Raw genomic sequence first — 18,168 nt, 5'->3', positions numbered from 1 at the left:
GAAACCGGCCGGTCAGGCGCACGCGACCCGTCACGCCGGACGCGCGAGGTGGGCGAAGGCGGCGATCACCTGGTCGTAGACCGGGCGCTTGAACGGGATCACCAGCTCGGCGAGGTTCGCCAGCGGCTCCCAGCGCCAGCCGTCGAACTCCGCCTTGTGGGCACCGCCACCGGGCCGCAGGATGTCGATCTCGCGCTCGTCGCCCTCGAACGCGAAGGCGAACCACTTCTGGGTCTGGCCGCGATAGCGCCCCTTCCAGGGCTTGCCGGAGGTGAAGGTGGGCAGGTCGTAGGAGTACCAGCCCGGCGCCTCGGCCAGCAGGCGCACCGAGCCGGCGGCGATGTTGGTCTCCTCGTAGAGCTCGCGCAGGGCGGCCTCCCGCGGGGCCTCGCCCTCGTCGATGCCGCCCTGCGGCATCTGCCAGGCATGGGCGCCGAGATCGGCCGAGTCGTGCCGCCGGTGCCCGGCGAAGACCAGGCCCTCGCGGTTGAACAGGGCGATGCCGACGCACGGGCGGTAGGGAAGCCCGGCGAGGGCGGTCTCGGGGCGATGAAGCGGTGCCATGGGAGCGACCTTAGAGCAATTTGCCGCCCTGTGGACCGTGCCCCCGCGGAAATTACGGGGTTTGCCCGGGCGGGGCAGGCATGCGCGGGGCCGGGCCCCGGGGCCGCCCGCCGGTCACGACGGCTGGCGCAGGGCCCGGCTCGCCGGCACGAGGAGGATGCCGCGGGATTCGAGGTCGCGCGCCCAGCGGGCGATGCGGTCGATCGAGAGCGGCAGGGCGGATGCCGAGCCGAGGACGAAACCGGACTTGCGGGCGGCCTCCTCCAGGCGGGCGAGTTCGCGGTCGATCGCGTCGGGCCGCGGCACGGAATCGACGACGATCTCGGCCCGGGCCACCGGCACCTTCGCCTTGCGGCCGACCTCGCGGGCGAGGGAGCGGGGCGAGGTGCCGTCGTCGACGAAGCCGAGGCCGCGCCCGCCGATCTCGCGCAGCACCGGATCGAGGGCGGCGGCCTCGCCGGTGAGGCGCGCGCCCATGAAGTTCATCACCCCGATCGCGCCGGGCACCCGGGCGAGCACGAAGGCGAGGCGGTCGACGTTCTCGGCGGGTTTCGCCCCCGCCAGCAGCGTCTGGGGGCCCGGATCGTTGTCGGGATAGTCGAAGGGCTCCATCGGCGCCTGGACCATCACCTCGTGGCCGGCCTCGCGGGCGCGGGCGGCCAGGCGCGTGACGTCGGCGCCGTAGGGCGCGAAGGCGAGCGTGATCGCCGGCGGCAGCCGCTGCACCGCGTCCTGGGTCGCCGCCTGGCCGATGCCGAGGCCCGAGACCACGAGCGCGATGCGGCCCGCCACCGCCCCGCCCCGCTCCAGGCCGGCGGCCTCCGGGCGGGCATAGACGTCGAGGGCGCGGGCGCCGTCGGGCCCGATCTTCGGCAGCACGCCGCCGTAGCGGCCGCGCTCGCTCAGGCGCGGGTCGGGCGCGGGCTTGAGCTGGATCGGGCCGGCGCCCGGCACCCGGATCACCACCGAATCGGGCGCGGACGTACCGTCGGGCCGGCTCACCACGACGCCTGAGGCACGCTCGACCTCGTCGGCACCGCGGCTCCCCGAATCGGGGCGCGCGGAGTCGGGGCGGACCGGCACGACGGGCTCGGGCGGAGGCGCGACCGGGGCGCGCACCTCGATCGTCGCGACCGCGTAGGGCTCGCCGGCGAGAGGGTCGTCGCCGAGGACGAGATAGGCGGCGAGGCCGAGTCCGCCGAGGCCGAGGAGCGCGGCGGCGATCGTGCGGGGCGTGAGGGCGGCGCGCCAGCGCGCGGCGCGGGCGGTCGCCTCGTCCCGCAGCCCGAGGGGACGGGTCAGGATGGTGTCGGACGCGAGCGGCACAGGCGTTACAGTCCCGCGACCGGGCGGCTGCGTGAGAAGCGGAAGGCCCGCAGCACCGGTCGTTCGACCGGTATTGCGGGCCTTCGTGGTAAACGCGACGTTAAGACGGGTGCCGGTCGCGGTGCGACCCGGCGCCCATCAGTTCTGGGTCGGGGCGGCCGGGGCCGGCGTTGCGGGCTTCACGGTGTTTGCCGCACCCTTCTGAACGCCGTGCAGGAAGTCGACCGCGGCGATCAGCTGCTTGTCCTTGGCCGGGTCCGGCGGGACGTAGGCCGAGGAACCACCGCGCTCCTCGGTATCCTTCTGCTTGAGGTGGCCCTTCAGGCCGGCCTCGCCCTTGGTCTCGTCCTTGCCCTTCAGGTCGTCGGGCACGTCCTGCAGCACCTCCTGGTCGGGCTCGATGCCCTTGGCCTGGATCGAGCGGCCCGACGGGGTGTAGTAGCGTGCGGTGGTCAGCCGCAGGGCGCCGTTGCCGCCGAGCGGGATGATCGACTGCACCGAGCCCTTGCCGAACGAGCGGGTGCCCAGCACGGTCGCCCGCTTGTGGTCCTGGAGCGCGCCGGCGACGATCTCGGAGGCCGAGGCCGAGCCGCCGTTGACCAGCACCACGATCGGCTTGCCCTTGGTCAGGTCGCCGGACTTGGCCGAGAAGCGCTGGGTCTCGTCCGGGTTGCGGCCGCGGGTCGAGACGATCTCGCCGCGGTCGAGGAACGCGTCGGAGACCATCACCGCCTGGTCGAGCAGGCCGCCCGGGTTGTTGCGCAGATCGATGACGAAGCCCTTGAGCTTGTCGCCCGGCAGCTCGGTCGAGAGCTTGTCGACGGCGGCCTTCAGGCCGTCGTAGGTCTGCTCGTTGAACTGGGTCAGGCGGATGTAGCCGATGTCGCCGCCCTCGGTGCGCGAGCGGACCGGCTTGATGCGGATCAGGTCGCGGTTGAGCGTGACCTCGAGGGGCTCCTTGGCCTCCTTGCGGGTGATCTTGAGCTTCACCGGCGAGTTGACGGGCCCGCGCATCTTGTCGACGGCCTGGTTGAGGCTCAGCCCCTGGACCTGGTCGCCGTCGATCTGGGTGATGACGTCGTTGGCGAGCAGGCCGGCACGGGCGGCGGGCGTGTCGTCGATCGGGGTCACGACCTTGATCAGGCCGTCCTCCATCGTGACCTCGATGCCGAGGCCGCCGAACTCGCCCTTGGTCTGCACCTGCATGTCACGGAAGCTCTTGGCGTCCATGTAGCTCGAATGCGGGTCGAGCGAGGTCAGCATGCCGTTGACGGCCGCCTCGATCAGCTTCCCCTCGTCGGGCTTCTCGACGTAGTCGGTGCGGATCTTCTCGAACACGTCGCCGAACAGGCTGAGCTGACGGTACGTCTCGGCCGACGCGGCGACGGCGCTCGTGCTCGAGAGGAGGTGGGTCTGGGTCGCTACCGTGGCCGTCCCGGCGCCCAGAACGGCTCCGAACAGGACGAGGGAAACTTTGCGCATTATCCGCGAACCTTCTCGCTTGACCCTTTGGCCCACCAAGGATCCGGGTCGATGGAGCCACCGTCTTTCTTGAACTCGACGTACAGGACGGGATCGTTCCGCCCACCGGCTCCAGCCGAAGGTGCGGAGCCCGTGTCTCCCATCACGGCGACCGGCTCCCCCGCGAGCACGAACTGACCAACCTCGACGTTGATCTGGTCCATGCCCGCCAGGAGCAGATAGTAGCCGTCGCCCGCGTTGATGATCAAGAGACGACCGTAGGAGCGGAACGCCCCTGCGTAGGCCACCCACCCGTCCGCCGGAGAGGAGACGACGCCCCGCGGGCGCGTCATGAGCGATATGCCGCGGCTGGTGCCCCCCGCCCCGTCGGGGCTGCCGAAGGTCCGCACGACCTCGCCGCTCACCGGGCGCGGCACCAGGCCGCGCACCTGGGGGAACGGCACCTTGGGGCCGAGGCGCGCGGGATCGCGCAGGGCGGCCGCGGCGAAGCGCTCTCGGGTCTCCCGGGTCTCGGCCTCCGCGGCCTCCCGGGCGGCCCCGGCGGCGCGGCGCGCGCTCGCCAGGTCGCCGTCGAGGCGGTCGACCAGGTCCTTGAGGTTGCGGGCCTGCCCGGCGAGACCGGCGGCGCGCTCGCGCTCGGCGGCGATGCCGCTCTCGGCCTCGCCCAGCCGGGCCTGGCGGGCGGCGACGAGCGCGGCCAGGCGCTGGCGCTCGGCGCCCCAACCCTTGATGTCGGCCCGCAGGGTCTCCTGGTCGGTGGCGATCAGGCCGCGCAGGCGCACCAGCTCGGCGAGGTCGCCGGCCAGGGTCTCGGCCTCTCCCTGGAGCTCCGGCACCACGGCGCCGAGGAGCATCGAGGTGCGGATCGCCGCCAGCACGTCCTCGGGCCGCACCAGCACCGCCGGGGGCGGGCGCCGGCCCATGCGCTGGAGCGCGGCCAGCACCTCCGCGATCACGCCGCGTCGGGCTTGGAGCGACCGGCGGAGCGCCGTCTCGCTGCCCGCCATGGTCTGCAGCCGGGCCTCCAGATCGGAGATGCGTCCCTCGGCCTCCTGGGCCTTGCGGGCGGCGTCGATCAGCGCCTGGTTGAGGCGGGCGCCGTCACCCTTGATCTCCGCGACCTCGCGCTCGAGCTTGGCCTTGGTCTCGGCGCTGGCCTGGAGCGCGGTCTCGATCGCCCGCAGGCTCTCGGCCCGGCGCTCCTTCTCGGCCTGGGCCCTCGCCACCGGATCGGGCTCGGCCGCCGGCTGCTGGGCCGGCTGCGCGACGACCGGCGTCGCTCCGGGGGACGGGACGAGCGTCACGGCGAGCGACAGCAGGCCCGCCCGGGCGGCGGTCGGGAGGCGGGCCCGGATCACGGGGCGCCGCGGTGGTAGGGGTGGCCGGAGAGGATCGTCATCGCGCGGTAGAGCTGCTCGAACGCGAGGACCCGCACGAGACCGTGCGGAAGGGTGGCGGCGCCGAAGGCGAAGATCAGGTCGGCCCGCGCCCGCACGCTCTGATCGAGACCGTCGGCCCCGCCGATCACGATCGCGAGACCGGGCCGGCCGCCGTCGCGCCAGGCCCCGACCTGCGCGGCGAAGTCGGTGCTCGTCACCGCCTTGCCGCCCTCGTCGAGGACGAGCGTGGCGGCACCCGCCGGCACCGCCGCCAGGATCGCGACCGCCTCCTCGGCGCAGCGGTCGGGCGCACGGCGCGCCCGGCTCTCCGGGATCTCGGTCATCTGCACGGCGGAGAAGCCGAGGCCGCGGCCCAGCGCATCGGCGCGGCCGCGATACTCGTCGGCGAGGTCGCGCTCGGGACCGCGCTTGAGGCGGCCCACCGCGACGAGGGCGAGCCGCATGGCGGCGTGTCCGTTTCCTGCGTTGCGGACTTAGTTTGCGAGGCGGTGGGCCGTCTGATCGGCGGGACGGTCGGCGCCCCAGATCTTCTCGAGATTGTAGAAGTGGCGCACCTCGGGCCGGAAGATGTGGACCAGGATGTCGCCGGCGTCGATCAGCACCCAGTCGCAGGCCGGCATGCCCTCGACGCGGGGAGCGCCGAAGCCGCGGCTCTTGAACTCCTGGATCACCTTGTCGGCGATCGAGCCGACGTGGCGCTGCGAGCGGCCGGAGGTGATGATCATGGCGTCGGCGATGGAGGTCTTGCCGAAAAGGTCGATCTCGACTGTCTCCTCGGCCTTCATGTCCTCGAGGCAGGCGAGGGCAACCGACCTCATGTCCGCGGCCTCGGGCGCGACGACCCCGGAATCTTGCCGGGAATCCTGCACCTGGGCCTCAGCGGGAAGCTCGTTGGCCTGAGCTTCGTGAGAGATTGCGTCGTTCAGTGCCGGCCCCTGTCGATGAAGGCACCCGATGGCGCCACGAGACGATCTTGCCCGCGGCATGCGCGGTGCCGATGCCAATAGAATCGGACAGTGGCGAACCGATGGCGGATTTTCAAGCGCGCCGACGGCGAATCCCGGACAAAGGCCGGCTCAGGACGCGGGCGGGAACGTGCCGGCCCGCAACGCCGTCGAGGACAGGCCGTTGCGCGGCCCATGCAGGAAGAGCCAGGCCGGCGGCGCCCGCTCCGCCAGGGTCGGGGCCGCCGCCTCGTCGAGGCGTGAGGAAGCCAGCGCCCGGGCGGCGGGCGAGGCCATCGCCTTCAGGGTGTAGCCCGGCCTGTCGATCACCGCGAAGGGCATCCGGGCGGCGATCTCGCGCCAGCCGCGCCAGCGATGGAAGCTCGCCAGGCTGTCGGCCCCCATGATCCAGACGAAGCGCACCTGCGGGTACCGGTCGGTCAGGAAGGCGATGGTCTCGACGGTGAAGCGCACGCCCAGGGCCGCCTCGAAATCGGTCACGGCGATCCGCGGATCGGCCGCCACCGCCCGGGCGCCGGCGGCGCGGGCGGCGGCGTCCGGCAGGTGGCGGCGGTCCTTCAGGGGGTTGCCCGGGCTCACCAGCCACCACACCCGGTCGAGGGCGAGGCGCCGCAGCGCCAGCCGGCTCACGTGCCGGTGGCCGGCATGGGCCGGGTTGAACGAGCCGCCGTAGAGCCCGATCCGCAGGCCCGGCGCCAGGGCCGGAAGCCGCACGATCACGGGAGCCGCGCGGCCCGGGGCTCCCGTCGTCGGGCCGTCACGGGCGGATCTGCCCGGTGCCGCGGATGCGGTACTTGAAGGTGGTGAGCTGCTCGACCCCGACCGGGCCGCGGGCGTGCATTCGCCCGGTGGCGATGCCGATCTCGGCGCCGAAGCCGAACTCGCCGCCGTCGGCGAACTGGGTCGAGGCGTTGTGCGCGACGATCGCCGAATCGACCTCGGCGAGGAAGCGCTCCGCCGCCGCCCCGTCCTCGGTCAGGATCGAGTCGGTGTGGTGCGAGCCGTAGGTCTCGATGTGGTCGATCGCCGCGTCCAGCCCGTCCACCACCCGCACGGCGATGATCGCGTCGAGGTACTCGGTGCGCCAGTCGGCCTCGGTCGCGGGCGCCACCCGCGGGTCGACCGCCCGCACCGCCTCGTCGCCCCGCACGGCGCAGCCGGCCTCGAGGAGGTCGGTCACCAGGGGGGCGAGGTGGGTGGCCGCGCAGGCGCGGTCGACCAGCAGGGTCTCGGCGGCGCCGCAGACGCCGGTGCGGCGCAGCTTGCTGTTGCGCACCACCGCGCGGGCCATGCCGAGATCGGCCGCGGCGTGGACGAAGACGTGGCAGATCCCTTCGAGGTGGGCGAAGACCGGCACCCGCGCCTCGTCCTGGACCCGGGCCACCAGGCTCTTGCCGCCGCGGGGCACGATCACGTCGATGGCGTCGTCGAGCCCGGTGAGCATGGCGCCGACCGCCGCGCGGTCCCGCGTCGGCACGAGCTGGATCGCGTCGGCCGGCAGGCCGTGGCGGGACAGGCCCTCGCTCATCGCCTGCGCGATGGCGCTGGCGCTGCGGTGGCTCTCCGAGCCGGCGCGCAGGATCGCGGCGTTGCCGGCCTTGAGGCAGAGCGCGCCGGCATCCGCGGTGACGTTGGGGCGGCTCTCGAAGATCACCCCGACGACGCCGAGCGGCGTCGCCACCCGGTCGATCCGGAGGCCGTTCGGCCGCGCGTAGGAATCCATCGCGCGCCCGACCGGATCGGGCAGGCCGGCGATGCTCTCGAGCGCCTCCGCGATCGCCTCGACCCGGGCGGGGTTCAGCGCCAGGCGGTCGAGGGAGGCCGCCGTCAGGCCCTTGGCCCGGCCCTCGTCGAGGTCGGCGGCGTTGGCCGCCAGGATGGCCGGGGCGGCCTGGCGCAGGGCGGCTGCCGCCTCCCGCAGGGCCGCGTCCTTCACCGGGCCCGGGACCAGCGCCATCCGACGGGCGGCGGCGCGGGCGCGCCGGCCGATCTCGCGCATCAGCGCGTCGACGTCCTCGGGGCGGGGCTTCAGGCTGGTCACGGACACGGTCGTCATCCTGGCCGCCCTCTCCGGGCGGCGTATGGGCGGGCACCCGTCATGCCACGGCCCGGCGAGCCGCGACAAGCCGCCGAACGACGACCCGGCGCGCGACCCCGGATTTACCGCGCGAGCCCGACTTGGCCGCTCTTCGGGCCGATTCCCGGCGGCACCGGCACGTCGGTGTCGCCGTAGCGGGCGTTGACGACGAGGCGGGGCTGGCGGCTCAGCGCGATGCGGTGGGCGACGATGGCGGTGTACTCGGACTGGTCGGCGACGACCTGCATCGCCCGGACCGAGAAGGTCCCGCGCGGCAGGTAGACGGTGCCGACCAGGCGTCGGGCGCCGTCGCTCAGGATGTCGAAGTTGCGCCCGTCCGGCGACCGGCGGTCCTCGAAGAAGAGCAGCCCGGCCATGTCGCCGGTCCGCGGCGCCGTCAGCTCGACGAGCGAGCGCGGCAGGAAGACCATCGGCTAGGTGCCGCCGGCCTTGTTCCGCGGGACCTCGCCGGTGAAGTAGAACCCGACGCCGTCCCCCTTGAGGGAGCCGATCAGGTGGATCGACAAGGCCTTGTGGCACGCCTGCTTGGTGCTCTCGTCGCGCGGGTGCAGGCAATCGGTCGTGAGGAAGATCAGGTCGGTGTCGGGCCCGACGACCAGGGCGCCGTCCTTGATCACGTAGATGCCGGGCAGCATCTTGACGTCGGCGGTTTCCTCGATCCTGATCCCGCCGCAATAGGTGCCGGGCTCGAGCGTGAACGCCCCGTCGCGCAGGACGAGATCCCGCTTGAGGCAGGGGCCGACCGGCGGGGCCGGCCGCGCGGCCAGCGGGTCCTTCAGCGTCGGGCAGCCGGTGATCGGCTGAGGCCGGAAGTTGAAGGAGCGCCCGGCATAGCCGCCGACGGTGCAGGTCGTCGCCGCCGACACCACGCTCTGGTCGCCTCCTTCGAGGCTGCTGGGGCTCGACGACATCGCATAGACCGCGCAATCCCCGGCCTCGATGCGCGCCTGGTCCTCGAGATGGATCCCGTGCCGGCCGGACGGCGCGAGGCCGACGACGCAGAGCCTCGCACCGCCGACCGCCTCCGCAGTCGCCGTCACCGTCATGTCGGTGAGGTGCGGCGTCACCAGGCGGCTCATGATCGCCGACTTGCGCTGCGTCAGCGTCACGGTCACACCGGTCGGCGCCCGCCCGGTCCGGCCGCCGGCCTCGACGAAGGGGCCGCCCGGACGCTCGCGGGTCACGGGCTTGGTCGCGACGGCGACCGGGCCGTCGCCGAAGCGCAGCTTCACGCCGCCCTTCATGTAGGCCTCGGCCAGCGATTGCATCCGGCGGGCATCGGCGCCGGAGACCTGCATGTCGGAGACGACCGCGAGGGCGGCCGCGTCCGCCGCCCGCTGCAGCGTGGCGAGCTGCAGGGTCCAGGTGCCATAATCGACGGCGACCCCGATCAGGCCGAACAGCACGGGCGCGAGGAGCGCGACGAGGAGCGCGACGTTTCCCGCCTCGTCGACCCGGCAGGCAGACCGCCGATACCATCCCCGTCCGATCATCGCCCCGGCCTGCCCCGCATCATCGGTCAGACCAGTCGCCCCGATTTGTTAAGAACACCCTTGCGTCAGCCGTCGAATGCAACGGCATTCACCGTTCCTGTCGCTGGGACATGACAGCGCGAACATCTATCTTCAGCCTGATCGACCCCCGCCCACGCCCGGCTCGTCGCCGTAGCACTGCCGGATCAGCGAGCCCTGCGCTTGCGAGCGCTCGTCGGTCCGGAGCACGCTGTCGGCGGTGCTCGCCCCTTCCACCTAGAGCATTTTCCGTTCAGGTAGAAATTGTGACGCTTGGTTGGGCATGGTCACGCTCTTATGTGGAGGGCGCCGCGTCGTGACCAACGGCTTGACGCTTTCAGGAGGCTCCGTGCCCACCGCCCTCTCCGTCGATCTGCGTCGTCGCGTTGTTGCTGCGTTGGAGCAGGGCCTGTCCTGCGCGCAAGTCGCCGAGCGGTTCGGCGTCAGTGCCGCGAGCGCGAGCCGCTGGCGCGCCCGGCTGAACCGCCACGGCTGCCTGTCGCCCGCCGCGATGGGCGGGGATCGTCGATCCGTCGCCCTAGAGGAGCACGCCTCGGTTCTCCTCGATCAGGTTGCGCAGACGCCCGACCTGACCTTGGCTGAGTTGAAGGGACGTCTCTCCCGGCGTGGGATCAAGAGTTCGCTCAGCGCAATCTCTCGTCTGCTCACGCGCCATGGCCTGACATATAAAAAAAGACGGCGCATGCGGCTGAGCAGCAGCTCCCGGACGTGAAGGAAGTCCGCGAGGCGTGGTTCGAGGACCAACTCGACTTGGACCCGCACCGGCTGGTCTTCGTGGACGAGACGGGCGCCACCACCAAGATGGCGCGACTGCGGGGGCGAGCACCACGCTATCAACGCTGCCGGATGGCCGTGCCGCATGGGACCTGGGTAAGCACCACGCTGGTATTGGGTTTGCGCAGCGATGGGCTGGTGGCCCCGCTCTGGGATTGGGATTGCCCCGTTTCTGTGGACGGCTACGGGGCTTGGCTGAGCAGGATCTCGGTTGCGGGTTTTGGGCGGTGCTCCTGTTCGTAGACGAGGGGTGAGCGGTAGCCCAGGGCGGAGTGTCGCCGCACCGGGTTGTAGAAGCCCTCGAGGTAGCTGAAGAGGGCCATGCGGGCCTCGGGTCGGGAGTGGAAGCGCCGGCGGGCGAGGAGCTCGCATTCCAGGGTCGAGAAGAAGATCTCGGCCATGGCGTTGTCGTAGGCGTCACCGACCGAGCCCATCGAAGGCCGCACACCCGCCTCGCGGCAGCGGCTGCCGAAGGCCAGCGACGGATATTGCGAGCCCTGATCCGAGTGGTGGATCACATCTCGCGGCTTCCTCTGGCCGACAGCCATCTCGAGCGCGTCCAATACTAGTTCAGTTCGCAGGTGATCGGCCATGGACCAGCCGACGATCCGGCGGCTGAACGCATCGAGTACGATGGCCAGGTAGAGGAACCCGGCCCTCGTCGGGATGTAGGTGATGTCCGCGACCCACAGCCGGTCGGGCTCATCAGCCGCAAAGCTGCGGTCAACCAGGTCCGGGGCCGGCCGAGCCTCTTGGTCGCGCCGCGTCGTCACCGGCCCGCCGCGGCGATGGCACGCCCCGACGAGACCCGCCTGTCGCATCAGCCGGGCGATGCGCTTGCGGCTGTGGGCCTCGCCCTGGTCGCGCAACTCCGCCTGCACGCGTGGCGAGCCGTAGGTCTGGCGCGAGCTCAGGTGGATCGTGCGGATACGCCGGAGCAGCACCTCGTCCGCCTGTGCCCGCGCCGAGAGGGGACGGCCGGACCAGGCGTAGTACCCGGCCTTCGAGACGCCCAGCACGCGCGCCATGACGGCGATCGGGAAGTGCGCCTGGTTCTCGCTCATGAACCGGAAGATCCCGACGGCAGAACTCCGGTCTCGCGCGCAAACCAGGCTGTCGCGCGAGAGAGGATGTCGCGCTCCAGCTTCAACTGACGGTTCTCGCGCCGCAGCCGAAGGAGTTCATCGCGCTCACTCGCCGACAGGGCAGCCTCCACGGCGGGAGGCTTCACCTCCCGGCGGCCTTCCCGTTGGTCGGCCTCGGCCACCCAGTTGCGGATGGCTTGGGCCGACGGCTCGAACTCACGGGCGAGGTCGGTCGGATCGCGTCCGGCGCGGACCAACTCGACCATCTGTGGCGGCGGAACTCCGCCGGGTACGGGGGACGGGTTCTCGGCATGGCAAACACACCTCACGCGAAAGAGCTCTCGGTGTCCACCGATCCGGGGCAATCCCAATCCCAAGTTCCTATATTCGATTACGTCAACGCATTAAAGGATGCGCGCGCAGAGAGTGAGCGCGAAGACAAAGAGCGGTCAGTAATAGAGCTGGATTAGTTCAGGCGTGGATCGCCGCGCTAACCATCGGCACCTCATTCAACCGCGTCGTGAACCGCGGCGAGCGCATCTCGAACTTCGTCGACCAGATGCGCTTCTCGACCAGCCCGCCCGCGCCGGCACCACGGCGCCACGCCCGAACCGGCTGTTGCAGGCGTCCATGGCCGCCATCAGCTTCCCAGACTTCCCCCGGTCGAGCGCACCGAACAGCGGCCGAGGCGCCGCCTTCGGCGGCACAAGATCCTTCGTGACCAGCCCCGCCTTGCTGTAGCGCCAGGGCGTCGGGCCCTGCTCCTTCCAGGTCTTCGCCACACCGTGGAGCGCCGCCTGGATCAGGTGGCGGCCGTCGTTTGTCGCCTCCGGCAGGTGCACCACCGTCGAGACCGAGCGCATCGGGTCGCTCCGGTCGTGCTCGCTGGTGTGGGAGAAGACCGTGACGGCCGAGACCGCGAGCCCGTCGCGTCGCAGCTTCTCCCCGAGCCGCGTCGCGTGCGCGGCCACTGCCGGCTCAAGCGCCGTCCGCTCGGTGATTCGGCTGGAGAAGCTGCGGGTGACCGCGCAGCCTTTGCGCCGGGCCGGAACGATCTTGAGCGGCAGGCAGGCAGGCGCGGCCGCGCAGTTCGTGGATGATGCGCTCGCCTACCACCGGCAGCGAGGCCCGCGCCGCTCGGGGATCGAGGTCGCGCCGATCCGCCAACGTGTCGACGCCCATGGCGGCGAGCCGCGCCAGCGAGGCGCGCCCGATGCCCCCCCCTTCTCCCACCGAAACCCCGACCATCCAGGCGGCGCGCTCCGCCTCGTCCGAGCGGCCGCACACGCTTCCGAGTTCGGGGACGATCTTGGTTCGGAGATGATCTTGGCGATGTGGTTGGCGAACTTGGCGAGGGTCTTCGTCGGCCCGATACCGACGCAGATCGGCGGGATGTGCAGCCATCGATAGCCGAACCGCCGGCGCTGCTGCGCCAGTTCGCGCAGCCGCGACCGCACCTCGCCATCATCCGCCGGGCACGACCGATACCGCATACTCGTGCGGTCCGCCCCGATGGCAGCACATGCCCAACGTCGCCTGGAGGCGAGCGACCGCTTGTCGCTTCGCGACAGGCGTCACCACTTTTTGACAGCAGGTCTTTCAACGCCGCATGGTCCAGCATCGTGTCCGCGAGCCGCCGCTTGGGACGGGCGTTCTCCTCTTCGAGCGACCGCAGCCGCTTCGCGTCCGATACACCCAGGCCGCCGAACTTCGCCTACCCTGCATAGTAGGTCGCGCTCGATATCCCGTGCTTGCGGCAAAGCTCCGTCACCACTGTACCCGCCTCGGCTTCCTTCGGGATGCCGATAATCTGCTCTTCCGAAAATTGCTTCCGCTTCATTCCGTCCGTCCCGTCAAGGGCCGGTCTCCAGTTCCAAGTGGATGAAGAAACGGGGGTCACGTCCCTCCTCGGCGCTGTCCGTCATTGCCCGCGGGACCTGAATGCAGGATCGTCGTCGTTCGTGCCGGGATAGGGCTCATGCGGAGGGCACCGATCTCAGTCCCGTCGATACGGGAATGGGCGATCGGCGCATTCTGCAATTTCGTGACGTCGGTCCGGCTTCGCACCGCAATCGAGTTGTTCGATCGGGATTGTGGGAGAGTGGGACGCTTTAACGCGCGAGCGACTCGTCAGCAGACGACCGAGCCGGTTTCGCGGCGAGTTTCCCTTCGGAGCATTAGTGCGCCTCACGATCACGCTGCAATCGCGAAGCGCTCTGAGTCTTTGTCTTGTCGCATTGTCTGCGACGAACCGGTTTGCACTTCGTCGGAAAATGCCCTAGCCGGGCAGCAAGGTCCCGGAGGCGCCGACGACGGCCACCACGAGGCCACAGGCCAGGACACCGATCATCGCATAGGTGATGGTCTTCAGCATCGATGGTCCTCGATTGTCGGGAGTGGACGTTGCCCGCCGCCGCGCGCTGACGCGCGCCTGGCGGTGGGCGGCACACGGACTCAACGGCCGACGCGGCGAATGGTTCACCGCACCGCACAAATCGCGACGGCTCGATTGAACCGGGCACGTCGGATGCGGGCCAGGGATATGCACGTCGTCGCCTCTGCATGGGACGCCGATTCCGTTGCTTGCGTTCGTTCCGCCATGGGGGCCGATTACGCGACCGCAACAAAAAAGCGTGGCACCCGCCTCTCGACCGGGAGGAGGATGCCACGCTCATGTCCGTCGCAAGCGGGACCGGACGAGCGCCGGCCTCGCGGGTGTCAGGCCGCTTCGCGCGACAGCTTGATCGTCTCGCGCTGGATCAGGTCGCGATAGAATCCGTCGAGGTGGACGAGGCGGTCGGGGGAGCCGTCCTGGATCACCTGGCCGCCGTCGAGCACGACGATCCGGTCGAAGTCCTTCAGGGTCGAGAGCCGGTGGGCGATGGCGATGGTGGTGCGGCCCTTCATCAGGTTGCCGAGCGCCTCGCGGATCGCCTCCTCCGACTCGGTGTCCAGCGCCGAGGTCGCCTCGTCGAGGAGCAGGATCGGCGAGTTCTTCAGGATGGCCCGGGCCACCGCGATGCGCTGGCGCTGGCCGCCCGAGAGCTTGACGCCGCGGTCGCCCACGATCGTGTCGAAGCCGCCCGGCAGGTCGTTGATGAAGTCGGTGCAGCGGGCGGCTTCGGCCGCGGCCCACACCTCCTCGTCGGTGGCCTCCGGCCGGCCGTAGCGGATATTTTCGCGCAGCGAGCGATGGAACAGCGAGATGTCCTGCGGCACGACCGTGATCGCCTCGCGCAAGCTCTCCTGCGTCACCCGGCCGATATCCTGGCCGTCGATCAGGATGCGGCCGTTCTGAGGGTCGTAGAACCGCTGGAGCAGGGTGAACAGGGTCGACTTGCCGCCGCCCGAGCGGCCGACGAGGCCGACGCGCTGGCCGGGCTGGATGTCGAGGTCGAAGGCAGAGAACACCTCGCGGCCGTCGGGGTAGTTGAACGCAACCTTGTCGAAGGTGATGCGCGCACCCTCGCCGACGAGGGGCTTGGCCTCCGGGTGATCGCGCAGGTCGTGCGGCTGCAGCAGGGTGCGCAGAGCCTCGGACAGGCGGGCGGTGTGCTGGGTGACGTCGACGAGGGCGACCGCGAGGTCGCGGGTCGCCGCCAGGATGGTAATGCCGAGCGTGCAGACCAGCACGACCTGGCCGGCGGTGGCGCTGCCCGCCTGCCACATCTGGATCGCCCAGTAGAGCAGCCCGAGCACCGCGGCGACGGTGATGAGGGCGTGCATGATCCGCAGGCGCTCGAGGTAGAGCAGCGAACGGCGGCGCGCCTTCATCTCGGTGCCGATGGTCTGGTCGAAGCGGGCGAACTCGCGCTTGTAGGCGGAGAAGGCCCGCACCAGCGGCATGTTGCTGACGAGGTCGACCATCTCGCCGTCGACGGAGGCCGCCTTCTCGGCGAAGTCGTGGTGCAGCGGCTTGCCGGCGGCGGCGATGCGGAACATCAGCACCACCACGCCGCCGCAGATCACCAGCAGGCCGAGCGCCATCGGGACGCTGACGCTGCCGACGTAGAGGATCGCGCCGAACGCCGCCGCGCAGGGCGGCATCACGTTCCAGACGAACATGTTCTCGGCGGTGAAGATCGCGTTCGAGGTCGCCGTGATGCGGCTGGCGAGAGTGCCGGGCTGCCGGTCTGCGAAGTAGGACGGCGAGTGGCCGGTCAGGTGCTGGAACAGGTCGCGGCGGACGTCGCCCGTCACCTTCACGAAGGTGAAGCTGGCGATCAGGCTCGCCACCCGCCACAGCATGTTGTCGGCGGCGATGAAGCAGATCAGCACGGTCAGGGCCGGCCAGATCAGATGGTTGTTCTCGGGTCCCTTGCCGAGGGCGTCGACGACGCCCTTCAGGCCGTACTGGGTGCTCACCGAGCAGGCCACGGCGCCGAGCACCGCGACCAGGATGGCCGCGTGGGGCACGATGCGGCGCCGCAGGTAGCGGGCCACGAAGGCCCAGGGCCGGTTGGCGTACGCGCAGAGGTCATCCATCGTGGCGATCGATCCCGGTTCTTCGCACGCGTGCGGCCCACGGTCGGGAGAGGAACGGGATGCAAGAACCCCGCCGCACCCTCGTCCCGCTCCTATCGCAAGCCCCACCCGCTTCTCGCAACGCGCAAGCGTCGCCATGTGTTGCAGGCAAAGAGTGTGTTGCAGGCAAACGGTGCCGCGCCGTCGTACTCCGTCGTTCCTGAACGGGAGTTGAGCGGGCGCTGCACCGCACCCACCGCGCGCCCGTCCGCTCCGTTCAATGCTGCCCGTTCAATCCTGGGTGCCCGGCGCCGCCGCTGCACGGCGGGTCTCGGGCATGATCGCCACCACGAGGACGAGTGCGACGCACGCCACCCCAGCGAGGCCCACGAAGGCGGCGTGCGAGCCGAAATGATCGGCCATGTAGCCCGACAGGGTGGTGCTGGCCGCCGCCCCCAGCCCCATGGCGGTGCCGACGGCGCCGAGCGCCATGTTGAAGCGGCCGGTGCCGCGGGTGCAGTCGGCGACGATCAGGGGCACCATCACGCCGAGCACCGCCGCCGAGATCCCGTCGAAGACCTGCACCGCCACCAGCAATTCGGGCGCATCCGTGTAGGCGAACAGGAGGCCGCGGATCGGCAGCGCGGCAAAGCCCAGGATGAGGAGCGGGCGCCGGCCATAGGCCTGGGCGGCCCGGCCGACCGCCGGGGCGATCAGCGCCATCACCACCTGCGGCGCCATGATGCAGGCGGCGATCAGGATGGTGGCGGTGTGGCTCGCCCGCACCGTGAGCACGCTGCCCACCAGCGGCAGCATCGCCGCGTTGGCGACGAAGAACAGGGTGATGCAGGCGGCAAAGCACAGCAGCGCCCGGTTGGTGAGCAGCAGCTTGAGGCTCGCCCAGCCGCCCGGCGCCGGGCCGCCCTCGGGCGCCTGCGGCCGCACCATGTCGATCTCGCTGGCGCGGACGAACCACAGGGCCGCGAGCGTCGGGATGGCGAGCGCCGCCGTGACGTAGAACACCGCCTCGCTCGACAGGTAGTAGCCGCAGGCGCCCATGCCGGCGGCGGCGAGCGCGTTGCCGATCGAGGAGAAGCGGGCATTACGCCCGAGCCGCTCGCCCAGGCCGGCATGGCCGACGAGGCCGAGGCTGATCGCGGCGATGGCCGGGGTGAGCGTGCAGCTCGCGATCGAATGCGCCGCCATCGAGAGCGCGACGATCAGGAAGGTCGGAAACAGCGCCAGCCCGGCCGCGGAGGCGCCGATGATCGCCACCGAGAGGGCGGCGACGAAGCGCTTGGAGCGCACCCAGTCGACGAAGGCGCCGCCGGGCACCTGCCCGAACAGGCTGAACAGCCCGCCGATGGTGAGAACCAGCCCGATGTCGGACTGGGTCCAGCTCTGGGACGTGAAGTAGACCGCCACGAACGGGCCGAAGCCCGTCTGCAGGTTGGCGACGAAGAACGTGAAGGCGTCGAGGCCGCGGCTGCTGGTCGGCGAGGGCGCCGGCTTCTCGCCGCGCCGGACCGCCGCGCCGGTCCGGAGCGGGTCCTGGCGCGACGCATCCTGCCTCGGGTCCTGGCGGGGGTCCGGTCGCATCTCGGAACGAGGGACCTCCCGGTCACGGTGGGCGAGGGTGCGGCGGTGGGCCTGGCGCGGGCGCGTCATTTGTCCGGGGGGTTGCGCGCCGCGGCCTGGTCGGCGTCGGGGGTGGGGGCGGCCGGCGCCGTCGCGGCCGCCGGGGGCGTCGCGGTGCCGGCGGGCGCGGCTGCGGTCGGGGCGGGCGCCGCCGGGCTCGGCACCGGACCGGCCGGACCCAGAACGACGATCGGGTCGCCGGGCTTGTACTCGGGCGAGACCCGCACCTGGTTGCGGTTGAGCTGCAGCACCGCCCGGCCCGGCTTGTTGTCGGCCGAGAAGTGCAGGGCGCGCCAGTCGACCGCGATCTTGCGCGAGCCGACGCCGAGGAAGCCGCCGAAATCGATGATGGCGGCGCGGGGCTTGCCGTCCCGGTCGACGATGATGTCGATGATCCGGCCCATGTCCTCGGCGGCGGCGCTGCGCACCGGCTTGCCGATGACGCTGTCGTAATCCTGGGTGTCGAGGACCGTCGCCGGCGTGCCGGGCGGGATCGCCGGCGCCTGCGCGGCAGGGGCGGCCGGAGCCTGTGCCGCGGGAGCTTGTGGCATCGGGGCTTGGGTCGCGGCCGGCGGGTTCGCGGGCGCGGCCGGCGCCGGGCTTGCGGGGGCTTGTGCCGCCGGAACGGGCGCCTGGACGGCGGGAGGCTGCGCGGCGGGGGCGGGCGCCGCCGCCGGCGGCTTCCCGGCATCCGCGGGCGCCGAGCCCTGCTGCGCGTGGGCCGCTCCGGCGACCGAGAGCACGGCGCAGGCCGTCAGGATCAACCGCAGGGTTCCGGGCAAGCAGGCCTCTCGCAGGGTCATGCGACGCATCCCCCGGGCAACCGCCGCCGAGGCCGGG

15 protein-coding genes and 3 pseudogenes are annotated in these 18,168 nt (G+C 71.4%); 1 reads left to right on the top strand and 17 read right to left on the bottom strand.

The window, feature by feature from the left end:
* Positions 1-30 precede the first annotated feature (30 nt).
* From V3T34_RS15690 to V3T34_RS15645, 10 genes are all read right to left on the bottom strand, one after another.
* A complete protein-coding gene (locus V3T34_RS15690; RefSeq protein ID WP_305077473.1) occupies positions 31-564 on the bottom strand; it encodes an RNA pyrophosphohydrolase in 534 nt (177 codons plus the stop codon).
* A 114-nt stretch (positions 565-678) separates the two neighbouring features.
* Positions 679-1,890, bottom strand: a complete 1,212-nt coding sequence (locus tag V3T34_RS15685; protein WP_305077472.1) for a divergent polysaccharide deacetylase family protein — start codon at positions 1,888-1,890, stop codon at positions 679-681.
* Positions 1,891-2,028: 138 nt separating this feature from the next.
* Positions 2,029-3,372, bottom strand: coding sequence for a S41 family peptidase (locus V3T34_RS15680; RefSeq protein ID WP_060848390.1), 1,344 nt, complete (start codon positions 3,370-3,372; stop codon positions 2,029-2,031).
* The gene (locus V3T34_RS15675) at positions 3,372-4,727 is read right to left on the bottom strand and encodes a murein hydrolase activator EnvC family protein (RefSeq protein ID WP_407942716.1); all 1,356 of its coding nucleotides are present in this window, start codon (positions 4,725-4,727) and stop codon (positions 3,372-3,374) included. The genes V3T34_RS15680 and V3T34_RS15675 overlap by 1 nt, the downstream gene beginning before the upstream one ends.
* Positions 4,727-5,215, bottom strand: coding sequence for a 23S rRNA (pseudouridine(1915)-N(3))-methyltransferase RlmH (rlmH, locus tag V3T34_RS15670; RefSeq protein WP_060848388.1), 489 nt, complete (start codon positions 5,213-5,215; stop codon positions 4,727-4,729). The genes V3T34_RS15675 and rlmH overlap by 1 nt, the downstream gene beginning before the upstream one ends.
* Before the next feature lie 30 nt (positions 5,216-5,245).
* The gene (rsfS, locus tag V3T34_RS15665; RefSeq protein WP_407942715.1) at positions 5,246-5,557 is read right to left on the bottom strand and encodes a ribosome silencing factor; all 312 of its coding nucleotides are present in this window, start codon (positions 5,555-5,557) and stop codon (positions 5,246-5,248) included.
* Between the two features lie 291 nt (positions 5,558-5,848).
* Entirely contained in the window at positions 5,849-6,457 is a 609-nt protein-coding gene (locus tag V3T34_RS15660; protein WP_060848387.1) for a nicotinate-nucleotide adenylyltransferase, read from the bottom strand.
* A 37-nt stretch (positions 6,458-6,494) separates the two neighbouring features.
* Positions 6,495-7,793 (bottom strand): glutamate-5-semialdehyde dehydrogenase, encoded by a 1,299-nt coding sequence (locus V3T34_RS15655; RefSeq protein ID WP_407942711.1) that lies wholly within the window; start codon positions 7,791-7,793, stop codon positions 6,495-6,497.
* A 104-nt stretch (positions 7,794-7,897) separates the two neighbouring features.
* Positions 7,898-8,245 (bottom strand): hypothetical protein, encoded by a 348-nt coding sequence (locus V3T34_RS15650; protein WP_305077470.1) that lies wholly within the window; start codon positions 8,243-8,245, stop codon positions 7,898-7,900.
* Positions 8,246-8,248: 3 nt separating this feature from the next.
* Positions 8,249-9,328: a pilus assembly protein TadG-related protein gene (locus tag V3T34_RS15645; protein WP_305077469.1), complete on the bottom strand. Its 1,080-nt coding sequence runs from the start codon at positions 9,326-9,328 to the stop codon at positions 8,249-8,251.
* A 367-nt stretch (positions 9,329-9,695) separates the two neighbouring features.
* On the opposite strand from V3T34_RS15645, the gene V3T34_RS15640 reads away from it, so the two are divergent.
* Entirely contained in the window at positions 9,696-10,079 is a 384-nt protein-coding gene (locus V3T34_RS15640) for a helix-turn-helix domain-containing protein (RefSeq protein ID WP_305077468.1), read from the top strand.
* Between the two features lie 244 nt (positions 10,080-10,323).
* Here the strand turns inward: V3T34_RS15640 and V3T34_RS15635 are convergent.
* The 7 genes and pseudogenes from V3T34_RS15635 to V3T34_RS15610 all read right to left on the bottom strand — a co-directional run bounded on the left by V3T34_RS15635 (position 10,324) and on the right by V3T34_RS15610 (position 18,131).
* Positions 10,324-11,539, bottom strand: a pseudogene (locus tag V3T34_RS15635) (IS3 family transposase).
* A 158-nt stretch (positions 11,540-11,697) separates the two neighbouring features.
* Positions 11,698-12,227 (bottom strand): annotated as a pseudogene (locus V3T34_RS28585) (DUF4113 domain-containing protein).
* Entirely contained in the window at positions 12,205-12,630 is a 426-nt protein-coding gene (locus V3T34_RS28580; protein ID WP_407942717.1) for a hypothetical protein, read from the bottom strand. Before V3T34_RS28580 ends, V3T34_RS28585 begins: the two are co-directional and overlap by 23 nt.
* Positions 12,618-13,066: pseudogene (locus V3T34_RS15625) on the bottom strand (transposase); the annotation flags it as partial. The pseudogene V3T34_RS15625 and the gene V3T34_RS28580, both read right to left, overlap by 13 nt.
* Positions 13,067-13,944: 878 nt before the next feature.
* Positions 13,945-15,711, bottom strand: a complete 1,767-nt coding sequence (locus V3T34_RS15620; RefSeq protein WP_060847235.1) for an ABC transporter ATP-binding protein — start codon at positions 15,709-15,711, stop codon at positions 13,945-13,947.
* A 270-nt stretch (positions 15,712-15,981) separates the two neighbouring features.
* Entirely contained in the window at positions 15,982-17,358 is a 1,377-nt protein-coding gene (locus V3T34_RS15615; protein ID WP_305077467.1) for an MFS transporter, read from the bottom strand.
* Positions 17,355-18,131 (bottom strand): PRC-barrel domain-containing protein, encoded by a 777-nt coding sequence (locus V3T34_RS15610; RefSeq protein ID WP_305077466.1) that lies wholly within the window; start codon positions 18,129-18,131, stop codon positions 17,355-17,357. Before V3T34_RS15610 ends, V3T34_RS15615 begins: the two co-directional genes overlap by 4 nt.
* Positions 18,132-18,168 lie beyond the last annotated feature (37 nt).

Source organism: Methylobacterium ajmalii, assembly GCF_036448855.1.
GTDB classification, from domain to species: Bacteria; Pseudomonadota; Alphaproteobacteria; order Rhizobiales; family Beijerinckiaceae; genus Methylobacterium; species Methylobacterium ajmalii.
The sequence above is the reverse complement of the archived record's forward strand: the minus strand, read 5'-3'. Positions and strand labels throughout refer to the sequence as shown.

Coding starts and splice junctions, on each gene's coding strand:
- V3T34_RS15615 (WP_305077467.1), bottom strand. CDS start 17,358: ATGACGCGCCCGCGCCAGGCCCACCGCCGCACCCTCGCCCACCGTGAC.
- V3T34_RS15655 (WP_407942711.1), bottom strand. CDS start 7,793: ATGACGACCGTGTCCGTGACCAGCCTGAAGCCCCGCCCCGAGGACGTC.
- V3T34_RS15680 (WP_060848390.1), bottom strand. CDS start 3,372: ATGCGCAAAGTTTCCCTCGTCCTGTTCGGAGCCGTTCTGGGCGCCGGG.
- rlmH (WP_060848388.1), bottom strand. CDS start 5,215: ATGCGGCTCGCCCTCGTCGCGGTGGGCCGCCTCAAGCGCGGTCCCGAG.
- V3T34_RS15650 (WP_305077470.1), bottom strand. CDS start 8,245: ATGGTCTTCCTGCCGCGCTCGCTCGTCGAGCTGACGGCGCCGCGGACC.
- rsfS (WP_407942715.1), bottom strand. CDS start 5,557: ATGAAGGCCGAGGAGACAGTCGAGATCGACCTTTTCGGCAAGACCTCC.
- V3T34_RS15620 (WP_060847235.1), bottom strand. CDS start 15,711: ATGGATGACCTCTGCGCGTACGCCAACCGGCCCTGGGCCTTCGTGGCC.
- V3T34_RS15690 (WP_305077473.1), bottom strand. CDS start 564: ATGGCACCGCTTCATCGCCCCGAGACCGCCCTCGCCGGGCTTCCCTAC.
- V3T34_RS28580 (WP_407942717.1), bottom strand. CDS start 12,630: ATGGCTGCACATCCCGCCGATCTGCGTCGGTATCGGGCCGACGAAGAC.
- V3T34_RS15610 (WP_305077466.1), bottom strand. CDS start 18,131: ATGACCCTGCGAGAGGCCTGCTTGCCCGGAACCCTGCGGTTGATCCTG.
- V3T34_RS15645 (WP_305077469.1), bottom strand. CDS start 9,328: ATGATCGGACGGGGATGGTATCGGCGGTCTGCCTGCCGGGTCGACGAG.